The sequence below is a fragment of the Holdemania sp. genome (assembly GCF_986127675.1).
In genome coordinates, this window is sequence record NZ_CFQZWI010000011.1 from 1 (window position 1) to 24645 (window position 24645).

The window sequence follows — 24645 nt, forward strand, 5'->3', positions numbered from 1 at the left end:
TCTTCCGATCTCGGAAGTCAGATAATTCTGCACTTCGCGGATATTCTCGCGGGATGCGATTTTCTGGATCTCATCGAGCGGGTTCACATAACGGCGGGCTTTGAGAATCCGCACCTGATCCTCCGTTGCCGGATAACCGATCGAAAGCCGTACCATGAAACGGTCCATCTGCGATTCCGGCAGCGGCTGCGTGCCGGTCGTTCCCAACGGATTCTGCGTTGCGATGCAGATAAACGGATCAGGCAGCCGATGTGTCGCACCATCGACGGTGACGCGATGTTCCTCCATGGCTTCCAACAGCGCGGATTGTGTCTTCGGCGACGTCCGGTTGATTTCGTCTGCTAACAAAAGGTTGCAGGCAGCCGCGCCTTCACGGTATTCAAATTGATTCGTCTGGCGGTTGAACATGCTGAAACCGGTGATATCGGAGGGCAGCGTGTCCGGCGTAAACTGAACTCGTTGATAATCCAGCCCCAGCGCTTTGGAAAAAGCCAGGGCCAGCGTTGTTTTTCCCACGCCCGGGCAATCTTCCAACAGGATATGGCCGCCGGCATAGATCGTCATCAGCACCTTGCGGATGATTTCATCTTTCCCGGTAAACGCTTTGGAAACTTCGCGGATAATTTGTTCCGATTGTTCAATAATCATGACTGTCCCTCCTGTGTCTGCGGTATTGCCTCTGATGGCGGCGTTGCTTCAATCGACGGCGGGATGACCGCCGGGTCATTGTTCTCTATTGCTTTGGGCGGAATCGAATCCGGTGCGGCCGTTGATTCCGGAATGGGCGCTGTTGCCTCGGGAGTCGGAATTGCCGGATCCCATTCTGGCGCAGATTCTATTTCCGGAGAAGGTTCGGGACTGAGGGACGCCGCGGGCTCCATCAGAGAGGTCGCAGACCGTTGTCCCCCAAACAGCTGCCAGGCTCGCCGCTCGCCCTCATCCAGTTCCCCGGCAGTCATTTCATCCGGACTTCCATAGCCCATTAATTGTGTTTTCCACTGGTCGACATACGCTTGCGTCCAGGCTGGATCGGTCAATGTGACATGGAAATCTTCCGGCAGCGCGTCGCCGAAATAAAATGGCATTGCGTAGCTCGGCACGACCAGCGTCGGCGGCTGCGGATTGTGAAAAATCGCTTCACTCAGTTGAGTGCATCCATAGAAAACTTCAGTTCCCAACGCCGTCAGACTGGCGGGCAGATCAATGGTTTTCAACGCCGTATTGGCAAAAGCCGCTGTGCTGATCATGTCGATCGCGCTGTCCTGTGCAAATTCAACTGTCGCCAGCGAGACGCATCCTTCAAATGCAGAATCTTCTATCTGCGTCAGAGAACTGCCGGTAAAGCGGACAGCTTCCAGATTCACACAATTCGAAAAGGAACGGATTCCAATATACTCCAGACCTTCCGGCAAGATGAACGTTCCGGAGTACCCTGAATTTTCAAACGCGGAATCCATGATCCAGGTCAGTTCTTCTCCATTTGTTAAGGTAAACGGATTGGCGCAGTCTTTAAACGCCGCCTCGTCGATCCCCCGCGTATGCGGAAGCAGCGGAATTTCGCCAGCCGCATTCCAAGTAGACTGCAGAACTGCCAGTGCCTGGGGATCCAGATCTTCGCCCCAGCCATACAACAAGCCCGTCTCCCCGACCTGTTCCAGAGAATAATGATGATTTGCGTAATGGAAACTATAGGGATATTCATAGTTGAAATAGGTATCTTCCGGCGCGAACCCCGGTATTGAAGGCTGATAGTCATTGACAAATTCCGCATGACCGGCATTGAATGCCGCAAAATGCAGTTTGGGTGCGCCTTCCAGCGCCTGATCCTGCACGGTGATTGCGGTCGGATTCAAGCTGACCAGTCCTTCCAGCTTAAGACAGTCGGCAAAAGCATGCCTGCCGATCGCTTCCACGCTTTCCGGAATCTCCGCCGCAAACAGCGCAGCGTTGCCGGCAAAGGCCCGGCTGCCAATTCGGGTAATTCCCTGCGGCCAGTCCCCGGCGCTTAAGAATGTCGGACACATTTCCGCGCTTAACAGAATCCGTTCCTGGTCCAGCGTCAGAATTTCAAAGTTGCCTTCCGCTTTGACGCTCAGTTCTGCGGCGGTCCGCAACATCTGCGGCTGCTTCTCCAGCAGTGCTGCCCAGCGGCTGCGATAGCTCTCCGCCTGAGCTTCGCTGACCCAGGCGCTGACCGCGGTCAGATCCGTAAAGCTGTCCGGCTGAATTTCCGGCGCTTCGCCCAGACACACGATCTGCGGAATATTCGCGGTTATACTCGCGGAATCCAACTGGCTTACACTTGCGGGCAGCAGAAGCAGTTCTACGTTTTCCAGATTTTCCAAGGCGCCTGGCAGAATTTCAACGACGCCCTCAGGAATTCTTACAATCCCCTCAGCGCTGGCAAGCATGCTTAACAGCTGCGTACCGTCTTCCGAAAGCAGCGCTTCACCTTCAACACGATACCGAATCGCCTGACCATCGTCGCGGACCAGCTGATTATCGGCAAGCTGACTGCCCCAGCGGGACAAATACCGCCACTCCGTTCCCGAAGGCACTACAATTTCCGCGCCGTGAAGCTGGCTCAGATCCATTTCCACCGGCTGATCAGAGGTCAGAATCAGCCGCTGAATATGATTTCCCGTCGTAAGTTCTACCGCCTCGACTTGCTCGTCCAGCGTTATTTCCGTGCGGGATAACGGGATCTGAAGCAGGCGGGTTTTCGCTTTGTTGTAAAGCAGACCATCTTCTGAACTCAGATACGGATTTCCCGCATCCACGCTCCAGGCAAAGCGCGGCGTCAGTTTCTGATTGCTGATTTTATACACGGACTTCGGCAATGAAACCGTATCGACGGAAGCCGAAAGATCAACCCACTGCACGCCTTCTGACACGCTCAGCTGTTCTGCCGGTTGGACAAGTCCGGTCAGCGTTTGCACATATTCCAAATAGGCAAAAGAATTTTCATCAAAATCCTGCTGCCAAGATATTTCCTGATTGGCGTCCAACTCTGCCAGCGGCAGCGGAACAAGCACCTGCCGGCCGGCATGATCCGGGACAAACAACGGATTGACCGCAGTTTTCCCATCCAGCGACCAGCCTAAGAATAAGGTCTTCAGCGGGCCTTCCTGCGGCAGCATGGAGTGATAATAATGAATCAGATTGATCTTCTGGCCCGGACTGTAGGTAGTCAGATAATCGCCCGCCTGCCAGTTTTGAACAAAAATCTTATAGGACTGGATCGTATAGTCGACCGTGATCGTCTGCCAGGGACTTTGCGGATTCCGCCGGATCCGGAACGCTACTGTAAAGTCCTCAAGCGCGACCGGCGGATAATCGCCAATTTCAAAATTTTCGCCATAAGCTTCAATCCGGTAGATCTCGCCGCCCTCAAAAATATAAAAATTCGCAGCACATAACAATTTCCAGTCGTCCAATACCGCGCCATAATAAATCAGGCTGAGATCTCCTTCATAGACGTTGACTTCGAGTTTCTGATCGCTTCCCTGCGAAATTCCCTCTTCCGGAAACGGCTTTGTACCCCAGAGTTCAAAGATGTCCGGCGGCAGCTCAGGCACCGGATCGGGATCGACAACCGGCTCAGGTTCCGGTTTATGGTCAGGCACACTTCCGCCTTGATGACCGCCATCGGGCTTAACGATTACATGCTCGCTGTCCGGATCGATCACGACCTGCGCGCCTTGCCCTTCCCCGCCGATGACCAGCTGATGAGCGTCGTTCGCTTCCGTTTTCTGCAGCGTATCTGCGACCCCGGGATTCTGTTTTGGTTTCTGCGTATTCTCAGCGTCCGGATCCTGCTTTAAAAGATCGTTATCATTTTCACCGCCTGCCTGTGTGCCAAGCTGTTCCTGATCGGAGAACTGAATTGGGTTCTCCTGAAATTGTTCGTTCAGCGAAATCCGGGAAGGATCAAACAGGCTGCCGGCCTGATAGATTTTCCACAGTGCCAAACCGGCGATGATCCCCGCCGCGATGCCGACAACCGTCAGCCCGATTCGCAATCTTATTTGTTTTTTATCGTTCATAGGTAATCCCTCGTTTTCAGCGCATCAGCCAGTGTTTTCTGCATTTCTTCAAAATTGATCGGCTTGGAAAAATGTCCATTCATCCCGGCTTCCAGCGAAGCGCGCTGATCCTCGACAAAAGCGTCGGCGGAAAGAGCGTAAATCAAAATCTGGCGGGCATCCTCGCGGGGTAAAGCGCGGATGGTCCGGGCCGCCGTTCTTCCATCCATCACCGGCATCTGGATATCCATTAAAATTGCGTCGTACGTATGCGGTTCATGACTTTCAAACATCGCGACCGCCTGCGCGCCGTCCCGGGCAATATCCAGCGATGCTCCTGCCATTTCAAGCATGCTTTCGGCAATTTCCGCATTGATTTCATTATCTTCAGCCATCAGGAAGTGCCGCCCCTGCAGCGAGGTGGTTCCGGAAGCGGCTGCCGGCGATGGCGCACGTCTGGTTTTCACGGTCTGATCCGCGGCGATCGGCAGGTTCAGCAGGACTGTAAAATCCGTACCCTGTCCCGGCGTCGTATCAACGACAATTTCGCCGCCCATCAGCTGTACAAGCTGATCAGTAATCGCCATCCCCAGACCCGAGCCGCCGTATTTTTTCGTAACTTCCGTGCTTTCCTGTTCAAATGGATGAAACAGATGGCTGATAAACTCCGGATCCATGCCGATTCCCGTATCATGGACGCGGATTAAAAGATCCAGCCGGCCGTTTAAGCGCTGCATCTGACGAAAGGTTACGCGGATTTCCCCCTGCTCGGTAAATTTTACGGCATTGGAGATAAAATTGATTACCACCTGTGAAATTCGCAGTTCATCGCCGATTAAATTATGCACGTCAAAATCCAGCAGCTCGACAATAAACTGCACGCCTTTGTTCTCCACATTTTTCTGAAACAGACTGCGCAGTTTTTCCGCTAAATCCTGAATGTCGAATTCTTTTTCTTCCAGCTCGATCCGCCCGGCTTCAATGCGCGACATGTCGAGAATATCGTTGATCAGGGAAAGCATATACTGAACTAATTCTTCCGCTTTGTGCAGATAAACGATGGCCGGCGCATTTTCGTCGAGCGCATGGTGAGCCAGCGTCAGCATGCCGACAATGCCGTTCATCGGCGTGCGGATCTCATGACTCATCTTGGACAGGAACGTCGTTTTCGACTGGCTGGCGGCCTCGGCTTCTTCCAGCTGAACTTCCAATGCCCGCATCGTTTCATGATTTTCCGTCCAGTCTTCAAACAGAAAGATGTCAGCCGTCTGATCCTCGCTGCGCTGTACCGTCAACCGCAGCCACCGATTGGAATTTACTGTCTGAAATTGCTGATGGAGCAGCGCAGTCCCGTCCCAGTTCTGGTAACGTTTTAAAAAAGCCCGGCTTTCCGCAGGATCGCCAATGTCCATCAGCTTTCGAATATCGCTCTTCAGCTCTGAAAATGAAAGTCCCGTAAGCGCGCTGAGACCGCTGGACGCCGCCAGCGGCATCTTGTCGCTTAAACGCAGCGTCAGCAGCGCCGCTTTCGTTTGTTTTAAGAGCAGAGCGTCGCCCTGATTCCGGGCTGAGTTTTCGATCTTGTCCTGCTTTTGCTTTACCTGTAAGCGCTGCCATACAGACAACAGAAAAAGCGCAGCCAGCAGCTCCGCAAGAAAAAATAATCCCAGCATCAAGGCTGGCTCAAGCTTTATCAAAAGCGTCCCCATCGTCATCTTACCCTCTTTCGGCAAGTAAATTGTTATCGTTTTCATTTTAACATCATTCCTTAAAGAAGTATAGAAAAGCAACTAATTTGGTCAAGATTCAACCCGTTTTGGACAATTCTTATTCTCCTGACCGTTGTTTGAACTCCAATCCCGGGCGAACAGGCCCTGATGTTCCCCCTTCAAAGCACCGATCAGATCCTGATTATGCGTGACGGCGACATCGTGGAATGTGGAAATCATCAGGAACTGTTTGTGTTAAACAAATTCTATACTCCGGGGCAACAGTCCATACGCAGCGGCTTGAAAGAACGGCCAGGCAGCTCCGGTTCCAGCCTGACCGCTTTGCGGCTTTCTACCAAATTGGAAAACTCCGGGAAGATTGGGGACTGGATCTGGCCGACACTGATACGTTAAGCCTGTTGAACTGTCTATTCATTTTAAAGGATCAGCGGAACAACGACCCTGACATGTAACGCCGGTTCTCCACACAGAGCTGTAGCGTTTAACGCTCGTCTCTCTTTTCTCACTCCATAGAAAAAAACCGGTTCCTTTATCCAGAAATCGGTTTTTCTTTATGCTTCTTAAACTTGTTCGTCAGCTGCGGATTGAACTTCCGTTTGTAACGCTACTTCGGTGTCTTCCAGGACGAACGGCATTTCTTCACGCGGCAGATAGAAACTGTAAATGGAATCTTTCAATGCCATCCAGTCGGTCATCTTCATCGTCCAGATTTCATCCTCCGGCTCGACGATCCCCTTACTGATCAAAGCAGCCAGCTCCGCGTCAGAGAAACTGCCATCTTTCTTTCCATCTTTTCTGCGCACATACCAGCGATTATTCGTTTCCATGATTATCCTCGCTTTCCTGATCTGCGCCTTGGCCCCCATCCTCCGGAGTCGGCGTCGGCTCTGATGATTCTGACGGTGACGGAAGCACCGTTGGTGTTGGCGTTGGGGTTGGCGTTGGCGTCGGGGTCGGCGTTGGGGTTGGGGTCGGCGCGATATAATTGTAATTGGTAACGGATTCCACCGAATTCTCATACAGCGTGCTGTTGGATCCGGCGATGATCGTGATCGTTACCTGTCTGCCATCCTCAAAGGAACTGTTGGGCAGCGTAACCGAGTTCCCGCTGACTTTCTCATGATAGCCGTTTTGATTGGTAACGCTGACTTCATAGTAATCGGCATTCTCCACCGCATCCCAGCTGATTCGGACATTGTTGGCGTCCTGACTGATCTTGACGTTAGCGACGGAAGCAAGCGTCTGCGACGGCGTAGCGGTCGGAGCGAAATAATTGAAAACCTGCGTTGCCGCTTCCGACGGCTTGAAACCATCCTGCCGCGAATACGCGACGATGCTGAAAGTCACCTGCTTGCCATCCTCGAACAAATTTCCATTTAAGGAAACGGAAGTTCCGTCGATCTTGGCCGAATATTCCTTTTTCAAAGCGGCGCTGACTTCATAGTAATCCGCGTTTTCCACTTTATCCCAGCTGATTTTGATCTGATCGCCAGTCTGACTGATCGTGATATTTTTAACCGCCTCCAGCTGTTTTTCTTCTTCGTGGTTATCGTTCATTTCGCTCTGACCGCGGCTGTTATCTCCGGATGCAACCAGACTGCCATTTTTCAGCAAACCGACGGAATGCTTGTCTCCCGCGGCAACCGCGATCACATCTTTCCATGCTTCAACTTCCAGCCGGCCGTATTCCTTATCGCCTTCGGCGCTCACCGTGCCATCGCTGCCAAGCAGCAGGACGTGCTCTGCGGAAGCAGCGGCCATCGTGATGTTCGACGGCGTCTTCGCCGGACAGACGCCGGTTTTGCCCGGGATGCAGTCAAGGCCTCCGGACTTGTTTATAATCAACAACGTATCGCCGCTGATCACGACATTCTGCACGTCGGTGAGGGAGGATACATCCGCGCTGCTGCCGGCGGTCAGAACTTTTCCTTCCCGGGTAATGCCGACGCTGATATCTCCGCCCGCGGCGATTTTCGCAACGTCCTTCCATTCAGAAACTTCACATTGTTTAGCGCTGTTGTCGCCAGTGCAGACAACAGTCCCGTCTTTTTTTAATCCCAGCGTGTGATTTTCACCTGCCGCAATGGCCGTGATCCCGCTCCATTCGCCGACTTCGGTCTGATGCTGCCGGGAACTGCCGGCCGCGACGACCATGCCGTTTTTCTTCAAGCCGACGCTGTGCCGTGCTCCCGCCTTGATGGAGGTGATGTTCGCCCAGCTGCCGACGTCAAGCTGACCTTCGTCGTTGCTGCCCTGGCCTTTCACCGTCCCGTCGGTATTCAGCACTAGCGTGAACTCCTCGCCCGCCGCAATCCGATTTTCCGCGGTCATGATGTTGGTGACGTTCTCCTTTTTTCCGCCACTCAAGCTGTTCAGCGCCAGAATCAGAAGCAGCACGCCTAATCCGATCCCCACAGCCGCGCCGATCAGTTGAGTCTGTTTCTTCTTTTTGACGCTGGCCGGTCCGGGTTTCGGCCGGGCTGTACCGGCGGCATGCGGCGATACCGGGGATTCTTTAACAACGTTCAGCGGTTTGGTCTTCTCCAGATCTTTCACAGCCGGAATGACGCGCGTCTGACCCAGCTTTTCCTGCGGCGGAATCGGCTCATTGATCAGCGGGGGGGCAGGCACTTCCTCCTCCGGCTTCTTCATAAATGGAATATCCAGTGTTTCATGCAGATCCTTTTCCGGAAGCTTCACCGCTTCGTTGCGGACCATCTCATCCAGACTGACATTGAAGCATTCCGCTAATAAGATCAGATGATCCACATCCGGAATCGCTCTTCCGTTCTCCCATGCCATATAATCCAGAACCGAAACCTGCGCTTTCTCGGCGACAGTCTGTTGTGAAAACCCGTTATATTTTCTTAGCTGTGTTAATTTTTCAGGCAGCTTATTCATGTCCAGCACTCCTTTCCTCTGTTGTGATATAAAAAGGGCCATAAAAATCCATTAATATCATCCCTGTTTTCACTCCGATTGTCAACCGCTGTGGACCGCAAAGTCCGTTTTTACCGGGGATTTCCTGTCAAATTTTTATTTTTTTCCACAAAAAAGCGCAAAAAAAAGCGACTTTGGAAAAGCCGCTTTCTTTATGCCTTTGACTTTCGCTCTTACAGTTCAGCGAAGTATTTGATTGTACGAACCATCTGGCTTGTGTAGCTGTTCTCGTTATCGTACCAGGAAACAACCTGAACCTGATAAGTATCGTCGTCAATCTTGGTAACCATGGTCTGTGTTGCATCGAACAGAGAACCATAAGTGATACCGATGATATCGCTGGAAACCAGTTCTTCTTCCGTATATCCGAAAGACGGGTTGGAAGCAGCCTTCATCGCAGCGTTGATGCCTTCTTTCGTAACATCTTTGCCCTTAACAACCGCAACCAGCAGCGTTGTGGAGCCTGTCGGAACCGGTACACGCTGAGCAGAGCCGATCAGCTTGCCGTTCAGTTCCGGGATAACCAGACCGATTGCTTTGGCAGCGCCGGTGCTGTTTGGAACGATGTTGATCGCAGCCGCGCGAGCACGACGCAGATCACCTTTACGCTGAGGGCCGTCCAGAGTCATCTGATCGCCTGTGTAAGCATGAACTGTCGTCATGATGCCGCTGACGATCGGAGCGTATTTGTTCAATGTGTTCGCCATTGGAGCTAAGCAGTTCGTGGTGCAGGAAGCCGCGGAAATTACGGTGTCTTCCTTTGTCAGAACGCCTTCGTTAACGCCGAAGACAACCGTCGGCAGATCGTTTCCGGCAGGAGCGGAAATGACGACTTTCTTCGCGCCGGCTTCGATATGAGCGGAAGCCTTTGCCTTCGATGTATAGAAGCCTGTGCATTCCAGAACGACGTCAACGCCCAGTTCTCCCCAAGGCAGTTCTTTCGCGTCAGCCTTCGCATAGATTTCGATTTCGTGTCCGTCGACAACGATCGAAGATTCCTTCGCTTCAACTGTATGTCCTGTGAAAGGGCCCTGAGCTGAATCATATTTCAACAGATGAGCTAACATTCTAGGGCTTGTCAGATCGTTGATGGCTACAACTTCATAACCTTCGGCTACAAACATCTGGCGGAAAGCAAGACGTCCGATACGTCCAAAACCATTAATCGCAACTTTTACTGTCATTTTATAGACCTCCTTATGACACGACTTAATTATAGTGTTTAAGGCATAAAATGTCAATTGTGAATGACTTCACTTGACGGTTTTACAATTTTTTTTCATCGAGGTATTGATCCGCTGAATTCTGGCATACTGTAAAAGGAAAGGAGTCTTCTCCATGACCTTAATTCCTACGATTATTGAACAGTCCGCCCGCAGCGAACGGGCTTACGATCTGATCTCCTGTCTGTTGAAGGAGCGGATCATTTTATTGACCTCGCCGATTGACGACACGGTATCCGGCAGCCTGTGCGCGCAGCTGTTATACCTGGCCTCGCGTTCGTCTCAGGATATCCAGCTGTATATTAATTCCCCCGGCGGCAGCGTCAGCGCCGGGCTGGCGATTTACGATACGATGCGGCTGATCCGCTGCGACGTATCGACGATCTGCATGGGCATGGCTGCCAGTATGGCCGCCGTCCTGTTAGCCGGAGGAACCCGCGGCAAGCGCTATGCCCTGCCCAACAGTGAGATCATGATTCACCAGCCCCCCTGGGCGGCGTCCAGGGACAGGCCGCCGACGTCAAGATTGCCGCCGAGCATATCCTGCAGATCCGCCAGCGCTTAAATACACTGTTAGCCGGCGACACCGGCCGCAGTCTGCGGGAAATCAGCGAAGACAGCGACCGCGACCGCTACTTCAGCGCCGAAGAGGCAAAGAATTACGGTTTGATCGACGATCTGGTGCATAAACAAAAATAGCGCTGCGAAGATTGCACGAATTTCCAATCCCCGTTTCCCATCCACCGAGCTCTTAAATCGCCCGCAGGTTCTCTGCGGACGTTTTTTTTATGTTATGGCCGGTTCTTGCCGCTTCCTTCAATCCGACTGATTTCCGCCTGTTTTCCCATCGTTTGAATTCAAGGCGAGTGAAGTGAAACTTTGCCGCTCAAGACCGGTTTGCCCACCCTCAGTCTGCCCGTTTTTTTATCCGCCCCCTGCCGCTCCCGAAAATTCGCTGTCCGCGCTGACCCCGCGCTGGTTTTTGCCCCGGGGTTATGCTATCCTTATATTATTAAATGAGAATCAAACTCGCACGGATATCGAAAATGAGGCAAACCGATCATGGAAAAAAATACAGTTAAATTACGCGAAGCCTTTGAACAATTAGTGGACGCCGTCTTTCTTTGCCGGGATTGGCCGGCATTGAAGGAAGCGTTGAGCGAAGCGCTGATCTGCCGCGGGCTCTATCCGGACATGATTGCCGGCCGCGACGATCTGCTTTTGTCGTTAAACCGCTACTATAAACAGACCCTCCCGCCTGTGCAGATCCGCTGGATCAGTCTGGAAGTCCTGCGCGAACAGCCCCATCTCTGCGCCCTGTTCGCCGCCTTTGAGCTGGACTATCCCGACGGGAAGACCGCCTGTCTGCAGCTGCGGGCAACGTTGGAAGAACTACCCCGGCCCGTCTATGTGCGGCTGGACCTCGATCTGCCTGCCTCGCGGGTCTTCTCGCCGCAGCCGCAACTTTTCACTGCCCATCCGCGGCTGTTCACAATGGCGGAACCGGCGCTGCAGGCGGAGATGGCCGGTGTGTATCTGGAAGCCAACATGCCGTTGTTTTATATCAGTTCCCCGCTGCTGAAGCAACTCGGATTCACCTACGAAGAATTCTATGCTCATTGTCGGAATCAGCTTGATCTGATCCTGGTTCCCGACGATGTCGGAACGATGAAAACCCAATGTGAAGACGCGTTTCAGCATGGCGATGAATTTCAGATGCCTCTGCGGTTTGTGCGCAGGGACAGAACGGCTTTGTGGCGGCAATGTCAGGGCTACCGCTTTCTGACAGATCAGGGCCGCATTGCGATCCTGCTTCGATTTGCCGATATCCACGCTGTGAAAGAACGTCAGGCTGAATTGGAGACGCAGATTCGTCAGCTGCGCCAACGCAACGATGAGATGGCGATGTTAACGGACAATCTGCCGGGTGGAATCTGCCTGCTTCAGCTCGACGACGCGCAGACCCTGCTTTACGGCAACCGCCGGTTTTATCAGCTGCTTCAGACTTCGGAAGATGAAATCCGTCAGCGTTATCAAAACGAATGGATCCGGATGGTTCATCCCGATGACCGAAACGCCGTTTTAGCCCAGATCAAAGAAGCCTTCACCGCCGGCTTGCCCGGCTTGCACTATCAGCTGCGGGTTCCGACAAAAACCGGCATTTTATTTCTGATGGTCTATGCTTCTTTCGCGCTGACCGGCAGCGTCCAGACGATCAACTGCGTTGTGCTCGACATCACCGAGGGCAAGCAGCGGGAAATGAATATCGCGATCAACGAGCAGAGGATGACGAAAGCTCTTGAACAGGTCGGCTGCGTGCTGTTTGATTATGACTTTAAAACCAATCAGATTCTCGGTACGCCGCAAGCCTGCGCCCGCTACAATTTTCCAGACACCGCCGTCAATCCGGAATATTTTATCGACCGCGGACTGATCCTGCCGCCCTTCGGGGAATCTTTCCTCGCGATGATTCACCGGCTGCGTCAGGGAGAGGAACGCGTAAGCTGCATTATTAAAAACCGCAATCAGGACAACATCGTGCACTGGTCGCAGCTAACGCTGGTCACGCTGCCCGACGAGTTTGGGCAGACGGAACAGGCCGTCGGCATCATTGAAGACATCACGCTGCAGAAAGATGCCGAACTGGCTTACGCCAAGGAGCAGCAGTACCGCAAGGCCATCGCGGCCGGCGCCTGTCTGATGATTGAGATCAATCTGTGCGACAATCTTGTGGAAAAAATCAGCGGCGACTGGGGCTTTTTGATCGACGACGCGCTGCGGACGCCTTACGATCAGTTCCAGCGCCGCATCGCCCGGCAGCAGATCCATCCCGACGACCGTCCGACGTTTCTTTCGACGTTCAGCCGGGACGCTTTGAAAGCCGCGTTTAATCAGGAACAGCGGGAAATCACGCTGCAATATCGCCGGTTGTCGGAAAAACGCCAGATGGTATGGGTGGAAACGACTGCGCATATCATTCAGGATCCGGCGACCCAGCATCTGAAGGTGTTGTTTTTTATCCGCGATATTGATAAAGAAAAGAAACATGAGCTGATCCTGCAATATCAATCCCAGCGGGATTCGCTGACCGGCTTATTGAACAAAGGCTCCTCTGAAGCTCAGATTCAGTCGGTGCTGGAAAACGATCCCCAGGCAATGCACGCGCTGTTGGTTCTGGATATCGACGAGTTTAAAAAAATTAACGATACCTTCGGCCATCTCTATGGTGATCAGGTGCTTTCCCGAATTGCCCGGCAGATCCGCGAGGTTTTCCGCGGCGATGATGTTTTGGGCCGGATCGGCGGCGATGAATTCGCGATTCTGATGAAAAACTGCAAGACGGAACAGATCGTACGGGAAAAAGCAGGACAGCTGTGTCAAAAGCTGGCGGCGTTGTTTGACGACAGCGTTTCCTGCAGCATCGGCGTTTCTTTCTATGCCAAGGACGGAACTTATTTCTATCAGCTCTACCAGAACGCAGACATCGCGCTCTATCAATCCAAACGTCAGGGCAAGAATCAGGTGCAGTTTTACCTGCCTTCGATGAAGCAGGAAAGCTGGACGGTCAACAGTACCGAAATCGACGAGCTGCGCACGGAAATGCCGGTGATCGCAGCAGCGCCGGGGCTGGAAGAACATCTGACCTCGCAGCTGCTTGAGGAATTAAACGACGTGATCTATGTCAGCGATCCAAAGACTTACGAATTGTTATTCATCAACCGGACGATCAAAGAAGATCTCAATATCATCGACGACTACATCGGCAAGAAATGTTATAAGGTGCTGCAGGGCCGCGATACGCCGTGTCCGTTCTGCACCAACGACAAGCTGAAATTCAACGAATATTATGTCTGGGAGCATACCAACGAGCTGATGAACCGGGATTTCATCGTCAAAGATAAATTGATCCAGTGGCAGGGCCGGACTGCGCGGATGGAATTTGCGATGGATATCGCTGAACACAATCATTTAAGCAAGGAACTGTCATTGCAGCTGGAGCGCGGCAACGCGCTGCTTGAACATGTGCGCCAGATCGTCGACGCGGATTCCGTCAGTCTGGCGATAGAGGAAAGCCTGACCGGTATCGGCCGCTATTACGCGGCGGAGCGGGTCGTGCTCAGCTTTTTGCAGGAAACGCCTCCGGTTTACGAGTGGATGAAGACGCCGCTGCCTTCGTTCAAGGAAGTCTGGAACAATCTGGCGGAAGTGCTGCTGGAACCGGGGTACACCTATTTTCATGCGCACGACGCCTATGTCTTAGTGGATATCGACGCCTTGAAGAGTCAGAACGCCGAACTGGTGCGCACGTTTTTACGGCTGGGTGTGCGGTCGCTGCTTGCGGTGCCGCTGCTTTCCCAGGAGAAGATTATCGGCTGCTGCGCCATCGTCAATCCGTCGGCGCAGGGACAGGATTTAAGCTTTGCGGAATCGCTGATCGCCTTTTTGGTCAGTGAACTGCTTAAATATCAGGCGGTGGAACAGCTGCGGTTTATGAGCTATCACGATCCGCTGACGGGGCTGGGCAACCGCAACCGGTATGTCGAGCAGCTCCAGCATTGGCAGCGGCATCCCTTATCGCAGGCGGGCGTTCTGGTCTGCGACGTCAACGGGCTGAAGCAGCTCAACGAGCTGTATGGGCATCACTATGGCGATCAGGTCCTGATCGAACTGGCGCGGATTCTGAATCTGCATGCCCGGCCGGAGCAGTTATTCCGCTTAGGCGGCGACGAATTCATTGCTGTCTACGAGAATATTTCGCACGCGGAATTCCAGCAGCGGCTGGCCCGGCTGAAAAACGCGTTTACGATCATTGTCAACGGCGTGTCAATGGGCAGCAGCTGGAGCGGGGACGAGCCGGACGTCAGCGCCTTAATGAATCATGCCGATCAGCTGATGTATATCGCCAAGCAGAATTATTATAAAACGACTTACAATCTGTCCAAGCATTACCGGCCGGAGACCTATCAACAGCTGATGGAGGCGCTCAAAGAAAACCGGTTCACCGTCTATATCCAGCCAAAAGCCGACTTGGAAAGCGGACGGATCCTGGGTGGGGAAGCCTTGATCCGCTATCTGCATCCGCAGATGGGTGTGATTCCGCCCGCGCGCTTTGTCCCGGTGCTGGAAAACGAACATCTGATTCGGGTCATTGATTTGTTTGTCCTCGACGAGGTCTGCCAGATGCAGCAGCGCCGGCAGCGGCAGAGCCGGAATGCCGCGGTGTTGTCGTTAAATTTCTCACGCCTGACCTTGTTGGAAGAAAACATGGCGCTGGAGGTGGAGAAAATTTTATCGCGCTATGATTTCGATCCTTCGTTAATTGAAATTGAAATCACTGAAACAGTCGGTGAAATTGAAAAGGAAACGCTGCGCACGGTCATTCAATCGTTGAAACGGTTGCATCTGCGAATTTCCCTGGATGATTTCGGGACAAAATACACCAATTTAAGCATGTTGACGGTTGCGGATTTCGACGTCCTGAAACTGGACCGCAGTCTGATTCAGGGACTGGTCGATTCCGCGCAGAATCAGATCATCGTTGCCAGCATTATTTCCATGTGTCATCAGCTGGGGGTCAGCGTCATCGCCGAAGGGGTCGAAACTGAAGCGCAGCGGGATAAACTGCGGCAGCTGGGATGCAGTCTGGGGCAAGGGTATTTCTATGGCAAGCCGATGCCGGTGGGTGATTTCCGCACGTTATTCAATAAGAATTGGGAATAATTTGATTTTCAGAGGTGAAAGAGAGGAATGGCCGATCTTTCTTACTCCGCATTCAAACCAGATAGAAAGAGAACGCCCTGCTTTCCAACCAAAACGTTCTCTTTTTTTCTATGCGATTTTCAGATTCATAAACTCCGGATTGACCAGCGTATTGCGCTGATCGCGGCCGCAAACCTGCACCCCTTTTTTAAATGTCGCGCGGCATTGGTGCAATGGGTCGACGATGATGAAGTCGGCCTGCTTTCCCACCTTGAGCGAACCCAGCCGGTCGTCGACGTTCAGGAACCGCGCAGCGTTCAGCGACGCCATGGCCACCGCTTCCGGCACTGGAATTTTCAGAGTGTCGATCAGGTTGAACACGTCCTGCAGAAGCAGCCGTCCGCTGCCGTAGATCGTGCCGTCCGGCAAATGAATTTTCCCGTTCGATTCCAGCGTTTCCGGGGTCTCACCGATCTGATACGTGCCCGGCGGCATGCCGGTCAGACTGTCGCTGTCAGTCATCATCAAAATCTTATCCCACGGTTTCATCTTCAGCAGAATTTCAATCATCTGCGGACAGACGTGGATGAAATCGCAGTTGATTTCATTGTATATCCGCGGATCCAGAAGAATCGCGCCGGTCACGCCAACTTCCCGATGATGTAATCCGCGCATCGCGTTGAAAGAATGCGTCGCCATCTGACAGCCGGCGTCAATCGCGGCCATCGTCTGATCATAGTCGGCCCCGGTATGCGCAATGCCGACCCGCACGCCTTTCTGATTTAAAACCGTGATGACCTCCATCGCTCCCGGCAGTTCCGGAGCCAGACCCAGACTGATTAAATCGCCGCCAGCGGCTTCATAAAACCGCAGGGCCTGATCAACCGAAGGCTTCTGGAAATACTGCACGGGCGTCCCGCCGTTATACTCCGGGTTGTAAAACGGCCCTTCCATATATAGGCCCAAAATTTCAGCCCCCTGCCGCTGATGGATTCTCGCCTCATGCAGCGCGCGGACGTTTTCCAGCATCACCGGGGAGGAAATGCAGGAAGGTACAAAGGCTGTCACTCCCGCCCACAACAGTGCATCGGCCATGTGGAGGATCTGCGTTTCATCGGTTGTTTTCGAGGCGTTCCAGCCCATAAAGCCATGCAGATGAGGATCGATCAAACCGGGTAAAAGCCAGTCGTCCTGGACCTCCTCTATCCGTGTGCCCACGGGTGTATCGCCGATCGCCGCAGTTCGGCCTTCGTCGTCAATCGTCAGCCATCCGTCGACGACTTCAGTTTCCGTGACGATGTGATGACTGTGAATACTTTTCATAAATCATTCCACCTTCCTTTCTTGTAGTCTATGGAACAAGGTGGGACTTCAATGCTTTTTAATAGAAAAAATTTCTTTGCCTTCGTTTGTCAAGACCGCCGCATGTCCTGCGAGAAAGGAAGGATACAATCACCTCTGAAAACAAAAACATGGCGAGCCCTCGATAAGAGGATTCACCATGTTTGCCTGATGTTCTTTATTTCTCGTTGGAAGCGCTGTTTCCGGCAATGCGTCCGGAAACGATGATCTCCGTGATTGCGTTGCCGCCCAGACGATTTCCTGAATGGAAGCCGCCGGTGACTTCGCCTGCCGCATACAATCCCTTGATCGCTTCGCCGTTTTCATTCAGGACGCGGCGATCGGTATCGACCCTCAATCCGCCCATCGTGTGATGCGTGGAAGGAGCCAGGAAACGAACCCGGATCATGTCCAGCTTGTACGTATCCGGCAGATAATTGCCTTCGTCGTCCATTTCGACCTGACCGACAGTTCCGCGATACGAAAGCTTCTCCACGTCCAGCGTATCGGCAACGCCCATGACGTAGTTATCGTAATCCAGAATTGTCTGCCGCAGCGTTTCCGCGTCGCAGCCGATCAATTCCGCGGTTTCTTCCACCGTTCTGAAAATCATCCGGCCTTCAACATCTTCAGGAATGTTGTTGAAACCGCCGGTGCCGGCCGTTGTTCCCACATTGGAAATTTCAACGTAGATCCCCGGTACATATTTTAATCCCAGTTCCTTTGCTTTTGCTTCGCTCATTCCGTTTTCAAAGCCGCCTTCTGACAGAACGTCGCGTTCCGCGGATTCATCGACATACCGCTTGCCCGTTTCCGGATTGACGTAAATGACGTTCTCGCCGGCGCCGCCAGCCAGATTTCCATTATCAACCCAGCCTAACGGCATCATCTGTGTCCAGCCTTCGCCGATTGTCGCTGCACCAACAGCCTGACCCATCGTCGTGCCGTCGCCCTTCAGACTGGAACGATTGGTTGTCCCGATATTGTTGGCAATAAATTCATCTTTCCAGTAATCATTTGTCTTCTGGACCATCTCAATATTCGCGCCATAGCCGCCGGTCGCCAGAATGACGCCTTTGTTGGCCATGACTGTGACCGGAGTTCCGTCAAACTGCGTCGCCTTCACGCCGGTAACGCGCCCGGATTCATCCGTGATCAATTCGTTCGCCGTCGTGCGGGTCATAATTTTATTCGCTTCGTTCGCTTTTAAAACCGTATTGGCCGGGACCGCGAAATATCCGCCCCACTTGCCTTCATAGAATTCGCCGTCAACCGTGCCGCCATTGACTGCGTTTTCACGCTGCCACAAGCATCCGATTAACGTAAAGGCACGGCTTTGATCAATCGAAGCTCCCTGAGCTTCCAGCCAGTCTTTAATTTCCTGACCACCTTCGACAAACTGACGCACCAGCTTTTCATCGCCGTAAATCCATTCCGTATTCTCCCGGTTAGGACGCAAGCCGCCATAATATGTCTGGAAGATATGCAGGTTGATCGTGGAGAACAACGTCAGCTTTGTTTCATGGACGCCCGCATCCAGCTGCGGCTGGGCCCAATCCAGATAAGCCCGGATTTCTTCTTTCAGCGCTTTCAGCGTCGGCAGGTATTCCTCATGGACGCCGCGCACCGCATTCAGCGCAATATCGCCCGCGACAAACGGATGTTCGTCGTCGATCGTTCCGTCAAACGGTTCTTCCGACCAGTTCAGAATCGTTTTCAGCGTGTCAATCCGTCCCGCGTCATTTTTAACTTTTTCGTAGGTTTCGCCATTGTATTCGCCGGTCGTCGCATCCGGATTGGCCGGATCCCAGACAACAGCGTCAAAGGTCGACTGATAAGCGCCGCCGGAAACTAACGTATTTCCGCCCATTTCCGCGTTCTTTTCCAATACCAGAACCGTGTCCCCGTTTTGGGCTGCCTGCGCGGCGGCCATCATGCCTGCTCCGCCGGCGCCGACGATGACGACGTCCCAGGTCCCTGTAATTTCTTCCTGCGCCGCATGTTCTACGGTGTTCTTCTTAAAGGCGTCCAGATCAGAAGCGCCCGCCGCTTCCGCCGCTGCGTTGACCGCGTTCTTCAAAGCGATGCTCGTAAAGGTCGCCCCGCTGACAACGTCAACCCCCGTGCCGTTGGCTGCCAGGATATCCTCAATCAAAATGGGATAAGCGACATCGCCGACATGCGCCGTTTCCTTCTGTTCTTGAATCTGAATGTCCGTAATTGCGTTTTCTGAGAAAGTCGCTTCAATCGACACTTCCCCGTTGTAGCCCTGTGCTGAAGCCGTATAGCTTCCAGCCGTGAATTTGAGTTCTGCTTTCTTCGTTTCTTCCTTCGTTTGCCCGCAGGCAGCGCAGGAAAGCACCATGAAAAGAGAAATCAAGATAAGGCCAAGTCTTTTCATATTTTCCTCCCTCGTCGATATTTTCACAATCGATCTGACCTTACTATAAACCCCGTGGTTACCACGGGGTCAAGATCCCAAATCCAGACTGCAGCTGAAATAATACCAGAGTTTGCCGTCTTCCTGAACCCGTGTGATCAGCCGACCGACCAGCTCCTTGCGGATGGGTTGATCGGTGCATTCCAGCAAAGAGGCCAGCGCCGTTTTCGGGATTTGCGTTAAGCTTTCACTGCGCGAAACAATCATTACCATTTTTCCGCTGCCGCAGCTGGTCTCGGCTTCCGCATACGGAAGTTCGTTTTGTCTGGCAAAATCGGTTCGGATCCCTAATCCGACACGCGGTTCCAAGATATCAGAATCAGATGTCAGCTGCTTTGGATCGATCCGGAAAGCCAGATGCAGCAGTTCAGGAAACTGCATCCATTTTTCAATCATTTTCAAGACGTTCTGGCGATCCAGATTGGCGGGAGAAAACTCCAGGAAGCTCAGGCTGAACAGCTGCTGCACATTCAAATACAAGGGCTGCCCCTTCTGATGGATCGCGCGCTGAATTAAATTCCGATAATAGATATTACGCTCAATCTGCCGTTCCAGCAATGCTTTTTGTTTTTGCAGCTGAAGCAGATTTTCCTGATAGCGCCCATCCTGATCCGCCAGATTTTCGGCCTCGTTTTCGGGATGGAATTGATTCAGACTCGCTCCCAGTCCCCGTTCATGTCTTAGATAGAAGACCTCGACCGCATTATCAATGGAAAATTCCCGATAGCCGTTCGCCAGCACTTTCGCTGGTTTTAAAAGCTCAAGGTCGATATAATGCCGCAGCGTCTCCAGGGTAATCCCTGAAATAGCGCAAAACTTCTTGCTTGTGACCATATTTCTGCGGATGCTTCCCCGAAAGCACCGCCGTTCACCTGCCTTCTTTGTTGATTTCATGATGATCATTTCTATCTTAACATAGAATCACCCGCCGTTGTACTCCGGGCGTTTCTGGTTTCACTTCGCAGGTTGGCGAAGTCCAAGATTGGAATATAGAAGAATCCCTGAAAAGTTTGTAAACTGTAAAATAAAGGCATTACGTTAAGTTGTTTCGATGACTTAACCCAATGCCTTTGTTTTTACATTGTTCCTGATTTTTATAATGACTCTTAAAAATATCATTTGAATATTGTTTTATCCAATATCACCTCAATAAAAGGGAATACCATGACGATGGCAGTCATGATCAATAAAATACCGCAAGCTTTGATAAAATAGATGGAAAATAGAGTCGGTGTTCCATCTTTAACCGTGAGGAAATGCTGGTACTCCCAGACTTTCTCAGGATTTTTAAAAGCATATCCGCCATACCAGAAACAAAACGCAATGATCAATACCATAATCATCGGCAGGATCCTCCTTCGCTTCTTTCTGATTACGATCTCTGTCCACAAGACTTTTCAAGCGCTGGATCACCAGCATGCGCGGCATAACTCTTTTCAGCAGACTGCTTCCTGTCCTGACAGAACCGCGAGATAACCCTTATCATTAAAGCTTGGTACTTCATTCTCTTTTACGCGTATTCGTGCATAAACAACGGCTTGCCGCTCAGCGCAAACGCTTCCTTCGGCGAAGTCACCGCGCTCCCGTACAGCCGGTTGAACAGATCGTAATCGTTAATCCGCGCCATCGTGAAGCCATAGTCCTGCCATGTGAGGCCCTGAATAATCTTTTCCAGATGCTCATCCTGCGTGGTATGCAGGATAATCTCCGGTTTCAGCTGCAGCGCCAGATTCAACAATTTGAACAACGCGACGCTGTTGAGATAAATACACTCGCGCACCTCGATGCCCTGCGCGGTCTGATATAATGACGCGTAGCCCTGAATCTGTTTGTTCTGATCATAGTAGGCGATCAGCTTGCCGCCCTCGGCATTGCACTCCTCCTGCAGATGATCGAAGTCCTCTTTCGTCCGCAGATAGAAACCATCGAAGCGCCGCACATACGCCGTATACACATCGAGCAGATCCTGCGACTGCACCTTGTAGGTCAGGCCCTCGTTGCTGCAAAGGGGAATCTGGGAGCGATGGATGGAATACCGCCGGCGGTAATACACCATTTCAAAGCCAAACTGCGTATACATCGACGGATTGTAAGCCTGAATCAAGGTCACCAGCTCCCTGTGCTCCACCTCGTCCAGCACGTCGTTCATCAGCTCGTGCATGCAGCCCCGCTTGCGGTAAGACGGAATCGTCGCCACGCCTAAAATCATCGACGTTTCCAGAACATGCCCGGCTAACATGATCGAATGCGGAATCCGCATCAGCGTCGATACGATATTCCCCGAATCTTTCAGCACCAGCGTATTCTCCGGCTTATACAGCGTGCGGAAGAAATAATCCGTATAACCACCGTCATCGCCGGCAAACACCTGCTTCCAGATGCCGTACACAATCTTTTTTTCCTGCGGCAGCGCCTTGCTGATCATAGCTGATTCTCCTTTCCGCAAATCCGGTACTTCTCGATCAAAAACTCCGGATGGTACGCCAGTTTAGCCTGACGGATATTCTCATGGCCCATGTCGTCTTCACGGTTGACGTACTCGGCTTCATCAAACTCATGCGTCAGCCATTCCTTCATGATCGCCTGATATAATCCCCGAATCTCGTCGTCAGCTTTTTCAATGTTTTCCTGACACATCCGCGCGCTCAGCCAGGAGCCGACCGCAAACGCCTTCACTTCCCCGTCGATGCGGATCAGACCGCCGCGGTAAGGAATCTGCCCGAATAATTCCAGAATCCGGAAAACGCCGCGCCGTTCCGTCTGCAGAAATTCATCCGGATCCTCGGCATGCCACTGCCGCAGAAACGCTTCACATTCCTTCACATTATCCGCGTTGAACGACTCATATTCCCAGCGTCCCGCATACTCCTTATAGAATGCGTTGAGATGATTGCGCTTCTTCTGCAGCTTCTTGCCTGCGAAGGTTTTCAGCTTCTCGCACAGGTAAACATAATCCGCGCTGTCGCGGTTTTCCTCCAGACAGGTGTTGGGAAACGTATCTGCAAACCACTGCGCCGCTTCCTTTGTGAAGCAGCTCAGCACAAATGGCAGCCGATAATGCTCAAAGATGCCTCTGGCTGCCAGAATTGCTTCCTTGAAATATTCCGGCCGGCATAAGGGCATGTAAATAAACAACGTGCCTTCGTGCACGCCCAGCAAAAGCAGCCAGTTTTCATTCTGACACTTAAACAGCGGATAGGAATCGATCCACAGGATCATGTTGACCAAGTTGTGGTTGCTTTCTTCATACTGCGCCAACGATAAATAACGCTGGATCAGCGGATAATCGTCTACGGTAACGGGATCAAAGTCCCTTTGTATCTGACTGGCTTCCATCCTCATCCGTCCTTCTTTCAGTATATTCCGCCTCAAAAACCTCAGGCTGAGCTACCCGCTGTTCAAACGGGCTGTCCTGAGTTTGTTCATCAATCCAAACTGAATCCTGATTCTGATCCATCGACGACCACTGGTCGTTCATCGTCTTGGTCATCTTTCTGATCTTGAACATGCCGAAGATCCCCAAGACCGCCATGACTGCCAGCATCGCCAGAATAAACGGCCAGGCCATGCTGAGAAAGGCGATGATCAGCAGGATTGTAAAAATCATCGTTAGAAATCTCATGTTTATCACCGGTTTCATTATATCCTAATTGACCGCAAAAGAGAAAAGTTTTGCAACCCGAACCTCAAATTTAAGAATTTCTTCAGCTTCTCTGCGGATGACGGCGGCGGGCATGACGGACGCCAAGAATCCACAGGACAAGAAAGCCGGACGTCATAAAGCACAGCACCGCCAGTCCCACCTCGCCCCGCCGGCGGCTGTACTCCGTGACTGAATTGACAGAGCCGTGGGCGATTACCGGCTGAGATTGGGCGGCCTGCAGCTGGGCGGCATAGGTGTATTCCGGGTTGGAGATCGAAACCGAAGCCAGCCCTTCCTCAATCAACAAGCGCTGCACCAGCTCCCCATCCGCAAACAGCCATACCGGCAGCGGCGAGGTCTGGGCGACATGATCGTCGATTTCCAACGTCAGTGTTTCCGCCTGACTCACAATTTCGCAAGCCCGGGTTTTCCCGGCGTCTGTCAGCTCGACATCAAACAGGGAAATCGGCAGCGATTGTTCGTGGAGCACGACGGTAATCTGCCCCTGATCGCAGTTCCATTCTTCCGCGGTGTACGTTAAATTCCAGGATAAACCGGCCAGCTGGATCAATAAAAGAAAAAAAGCCAATGTCCTCACCTCCTTAGAAGTATGGAACATCCTGGCTTTTTTTATGCGGATTCTTCAGGATTCATTCTGGATTTCCGAAATTGGGGGAAGCTGCTCCGCGATCTCGTGGAGCTTGCCGAAGCGGTGCTTCATGCCGGATTTGGACATGGCAACCCCCGTCTGTTTTTCATATTCCGCGCTCAGTTCGTTCAGACTGGCCTCCGGGAACTGCACGCGCAGCTGGGCCACAGCTTTCAGCTTTTCATCGAGAAACCGCAGCCGGCCGGCTTTCTCGATCCGGGCGATATCCTCCAGCTGCTTCTTGGCCGCCGCCTGACTTTTCATTTCGTTGGCGACCTCGCAGTTGTCCAGCCGCGTCAGGTTGTTGCGGAAATCGCGGTGGATGCGGATATCCTCAAACTTCATCAGCGCTTCATACGCACCGGCGCAGCGCAGGAAATCAGCGATCTTATCGGCCGCTTTCAAATACACGACGAAGGACGTGCGGCGGGCGATCACCTTGGCCGGCAGATCAAATTTATGCATCAGCTTCTGAATGAACAGCGCGTGAGCTTCGTCGTTGGTTACAATTTCGAGATGATAATTGGTCTTCTGCGGGGAATTGACTGAACCCATCGCCATGAACGCCCCGGCCAGATAGGCCCGTGCGCAGCATTCTTTCTGAACGAGCTTGCGGGTCGGATGGTTCTGCAGCCCGTGATCGGTGAACAGGCCCAGATCGTTGAGAATCTCGGTCGTCTTGTTCAGCACCTGCAGCCGGTAGATGTTGTTTTTTTTCAGATTCATCTTCTTGATGACCGACAGATCGGTTTCCACGGCGTAATTTTCCTTCAGCAGCTTAAGGATTCGTTTTGCCGTCGCCGCGTTTTCCGTCTTGATCATCAACGACATGCCCTGAGCGTTGATCGTTAACGACGAACACAGCTGCACCAAAGCGGAAAGCTCCGCCTTCTGGCAGCAGGGTTTCAGCTCATTCTGAGCGATTTCGGATTTGACTTCAGTGGTAAACGACAT

The 24645-nt window shown here is 52.4% G+C and carries 19 protein-coding genes; 4 read left to right on the forward strand and 15 right to left on the reverse strand.

The window, feature by feature from the left end:
- The 3 genes from AC5OW4_RS03370 to AC5OW4_RS03380 form a co-directional block, all read right to left on the reverse strand.
- A partial coding sequence (locus AC5OW4_RS03370; protein ID WP_493676641.1) for an AAA family ATPase occupies positions 1-648 on the reverse strand: 648 nt, incomplete at its 3' end.
- Positions 645-4046 carry a leucine-rich repeat domain-containing protein gene (locus tag AC5OW4_RS03375; protein WP_195397110.1) on the reverse strand — a complete coding sequence of 1134 codons (3402 nt, stop codon included), beginning with the start codon at positions 4044-4046 and terminating at the stop codon, positions 645-647. The genes AC5OW4_RS03370 and AC5OW4_RS03375, both read right to left, overlap by 4 nt.
- Positions 4043-5779: an ATP-binding protein gene (locus AC5OW4_RS03380; RefSeq protein ID WP_493676642.1), complete on the reverse strand. Its 1737-nt coding sequence runs from the start codon at positions 5777-5779 to the stop codon at positions 4043-4045. Before AC5OW4_RS03380 ends, AC5OW4_RS03375 begins: the two co-directional genes overlap by 4 nt.
- 123 nt (positions 5780-5902) lie before the next feature.
- On the opposite strand from AC5OW4_RS03380, the gene AC5OW4_RS03385 reads away from it, so the two are divergent.
- Positions 5903-6148, forward strand: a complete 246-nt coding sequence (locus AC5OW4_RS03385; RefSeq protein WP_493676643.1) for a hypothetical protein — start codon at positions 5903-5905, stop codon at positions 6146-6148.
- Between the two features lie 167 nt (positions 6149-6315).
- Here AC5OW4_RS03385 and AC5OW4_RS03390 read toward each other — a convergent pair whose 3' ends face one another.
- The 3 genes from AC5OW4_RS03390 to gap all read right to left on the reverse strand — a co-directional run bounded on the left by AC5OW4_RS03390 (position 6316) and on the right by gap (position 9879).
- Complete coding sequence (locus AC5OW4_RS03390) at positions 6316-6582, reverse strand: DUF4339 domain-containing protein (protein ID WP_072682985.1); 267 nt, start codon at positions 6580-6582, stop codon at positions 6316-6318.
- A complete protein-coding gene (locus tag AC5OW4_RS03395) occupies positions 6569-8656 on the reverse strand; it encodes a helix-turn-helix domain-containing protein (protein WP_493676644.1) in 2088 nt (695 codons plus the stop codon). The genes AC5OW4_RS03390 and AC5OW4_RS03395 overlap by 14 nt, the downstream gene beginning before the upstream one ends.
- Before the next feature lie 212 nt (positions 8657-8868).
- Positions 8869-9879 carry a type I glyceraldehyde-3-phosphate dehydrogenase gene (gap, locus tag AC5OW4_RS03400; RefSeq protein WP_072682983.1) on the reverse strand — a complete coding sequence of 337 codons (1011 nt, stop codon included), beginning with the start codon at positions 9877-9879 and terminating at the stop codon, positions 8869-8871.
- A 154-nt stretch (positions 9880-10033) separates the two neighbouring features.
- Between gap and AC5OW4_RS03405 the strand changes: the two genes are divergently transcribed.
- The 3 genes from AC5OW4_RS03405 to AC5OW4_RS03415 all read left to right on the forward strand — a co-directional run bounded on the left by AC5OW4_RS03405 (position 10034) and on the right by AC5OW4_RS03415 (position 15639).
- On the forward strand, positions 10034-10483 hold the full coding sequence (locus tag AC5OW4_RS03405; protein ID WP_493676645.1) for an ATP-dependent Clp protease proteolytic subunit: 450 nt from the start codon (positions 10034-10036) through the stop codon (positions 10481-10483).
- On the forward strand, positions 10462-10617 hold the full coding sequence (locus AC5OW4_RS03410) for an ATP-dependent Clp protease proteolytic subunit (protein ID WP_493676654.1): 156 nt from the start codon (positions 10462-10464) through the stop codon (positions 10615-10617). The genes AC5OW4_RS03405 and AC5OW4_RS03410 overlap by 22 nt, the downstream gene beginning before the upstream one ends.
- A 363-nt stretch (positions 10618-10980) precedes the next feature.
- On the forward strand, positions 10981-15639 hold the full coding sequence (locus AC5OW4_RS03415) for a GGDEF and EAL domain-containing protein (RefSeq protein ID WP_072682981.1): 4659 nt from the start codon (positions 10981-10983) through the stop codon (positions 15637-15639).
- 108 nt (positions 15640-15747) lie between these two features.
- Here AC5OW4_RS03415 and nagA read toward each other — a convergent pair whose 3' ends face one another.
- The 9 genes from nagA to whiA all read right to left on the reverse strand — a co-directional run bounded on the left by nagA (position 15748) and on the right by whiA (position 24645).
- Entirely contained in the window at positions 15748-16941 is a 1194-nt protein-coding gene (gene nagA, locus AC5OW4_RS03420; protein ID WP_493676646.1) for an N-acetylglucosamine-6-phosphate deacetylase, read from the reverse strand.
- A 196-nt stretch (positions 16942-17137) separates the two neighbouring features.
- Complete coding sequence (locus tag AC5OW4_RS03425) at positions 17138-19360, reverse strand: FAD-dependent oxidoreductase (RefSeq protein ID WP_072682979.1); 2223 nt, start codon at positions 19358-19360, stop codon at positions 17138-17140.
- Between the two features lie 69 nt (positions 19361-19429).
- The gene (locus AC5OW4_RS03430) at positions 19430-20293 is read right to left on the reverse strand and encodes a helix-turn-helix domain-containing protein (protein ID WP_195397092.1); all 864 of its coding nucleotides are present in this window, start codon (positions 20291-20293) and stop codon (positions 19430-19432) included.
- Positions 20294-20514: 221 nt separating this feature from the next.
- Positions 20515-20742 (reverse strand): hypothetical protein, encoded by a 228-nt coding sequence (locus AC5OW4_RS03435; protein ID WP_072682977.1) that lies wholly within the window; start codon positions 20740-20742, stop codon positions 20515-20517.
- Between the two features lie 167 nt (positions 20743-20909).
- Positions 20910-21824, reverse strand: coding sequence for a GNAT family N-acetyltransferase (locus AC5OW4_RS03440; protein ID WP_195397091.1), 915 nt, complete (start codon positions 21822-21824; stop codon positions 20910-20912).
- Entirely contained in the window at positions 21821-22735 is a 915-nt protein-coding gene (locus AC5OW4_RS03445) for a DUF2156 domain-containing protein (RefSeq protein WP_493676647.1), read from the reverse strand. The genes AC5OW4_RS03440 and AC5OW4_RS03445 overlap by 4 nt, the downstream gene beginning before the upstream one ends.
- A complete protein-coding gene (locus tag AC5OW4_RS03450; protein ID WP_493676648.1) occupies positions 22704-23006 on the reverse strand; it encodes an HMG-box domain-containing protein in 303 nt (100 codons plus the stop codon). The genes AC5OW4_RS03445 and AC5OW4_RS03450 overlap by 32 nt, the downstream gene beginning before the upstream one ends.
- Before the next feature lie 97 nt (positions 23007-23103).
- Positions 23104-23631 (reverse strand): hypothetical protein, encoded by a 528-nt coding sequence (locus AC5OW4_RS03455; RefSeq protein WP_072682973.1) that lies wholly within the window; start codon positions 23629-23631, stop codon positions 23104-23106.
- Between the two features lie 54 nt (positions 23632-23685).
- Positions 23686-24645 carry a DNA-binding protein WhiA gene (gene whiA, locus AC5OW4_RS03460; protein ID WP_195397088.1) on the reverse strand — a complete coding sequence of 320 codons (960 nt, stop codon included), beginning with the start codon at positions 24643-24645 and terminating at the stop codon, positions 23686-23688.

What these genes read in the sequence shown, in the direction of transcription:
- AC5OW4_RS03375 (WP_195397110.1), bottom strand. Translation starts at nt 4,046, where the DNA reads ATGAACGATAAAAAACAAATAAGATTGCGAATCGGGCTGACGGTTGTC.
- AC5OW4_RS03380 (WP_493676642.1), bottom strand. Translation starts at nt 5,779, where the DNA reads ATGAAAACGATAACAATTTACTTGCCGAAAGAGGGTAAGATGACGATG.
- AC5OW4_RS03385 (WP_493676643.1), top strand. Translation starts at nt 5,903, where the DNA reads ATGTTCCCCCTTCAAAGCACCGATCAGATCCTGATTATGCGTGACGGC.
- AC5OW4_RS03390 (WP_072682985.1), bottom strand. Translation starts at nt 6,582, where the DNA reads ATGGAAACGAATAATCGCTGGTATGTGCGCAGAAAAGATGGAAAGAAA.
- AC5OW4_RS03395 (WP_493676644.1), bottom strand. Translation starts at nt 8,656, where the DNA reads ATGAATAAGCTGCCTGAAAAATTAACACAGCTAAGAAAATATAACGGG.
- gap (WP_072682983.1), bottom strand. Translation starts at nt 9,879, where the DNA reads ATGACAGTAAAAGTTGCGATTAATGGTTTTGGACGTATCGGACGTCTT.
- AC5OW4_RS03405 (WP_493676645.1), top strand. Translation starts at nt 10,034, where the DNA reads ATGACCTTAATTCCTACGATTATTGAACAGTCCGCCCGCAGCGAACGG.
- AC5OW4_RS03415 (WP_072682981.1), top strand. Translation starts at nt 10,981, where the DNA reads ATGGAAAAAAATACAGTTAAATTACGCGAAGCCTTTGAACAATTAGTG.
- nagA (WP_493676646.1), bottom strand. Translation starts at nt 16,941, where the DNA reads ATGAAAAGTATTCACAGTCATCACATCGTCACGGAAACTGAAGTCGTC.
- AC5OW4_RS03425 (WP_072682979.1), bottom strand. Translation starts at nt 19,360, where the DNA reads ATGAAAAGACTTGGCCTTATCTTGATTTCTCTTTTCATGGTGCTTTCC.
- AC5OW4_RS03430 (WP_195397092.1), bottom strand. Translation starts at nt 20,293, where the DNA reads ATGAAATCAACAAAGAAGGCAGGTGAACGGCGGTGCTTTCGGGGAAGC.
- AC5OW4_RS03435 (WP_072682977.1), bottom strand. Translation starts at nt 20,742, where the DNA reads ATGATTATGGTATTGATCATTGCGTTTTGTTTCTGGTATGGCGGATAT.
- AC5OW4_RS03440 (WP_195397091.1), bottom strand. Translation starts at nt 21,824, where the DNA reads ATGATCAGCAAGGCGCTGCCGCAGGAAAAAAAGATTGTGTACGGCATC.
- AC5OW4_RS03445 (WP_493676647.1), bottom strand. Translation starts at nt 22,735, where the DNA reads ATGGAAGCCAGTCAGATACAAAGGGACTTTGATCCCGTTACCGTAGAC.
- AC5OW4_RS03450 (WP_493676648.1), bottom strand. Translation starts at nt 23,006, where the DNA reads ATGATTTTTACAATCCTGCTGATCATCGCCTTTCTCAGCATGGCCTGG.
- whiA (WP_195397088.1), bottom strand. Translation starts at nt 24,645, where the DNA reads ATGTCGTTTACCACTGAAGTCAAATCCGAAATCGCTCAGAATGAGCTG.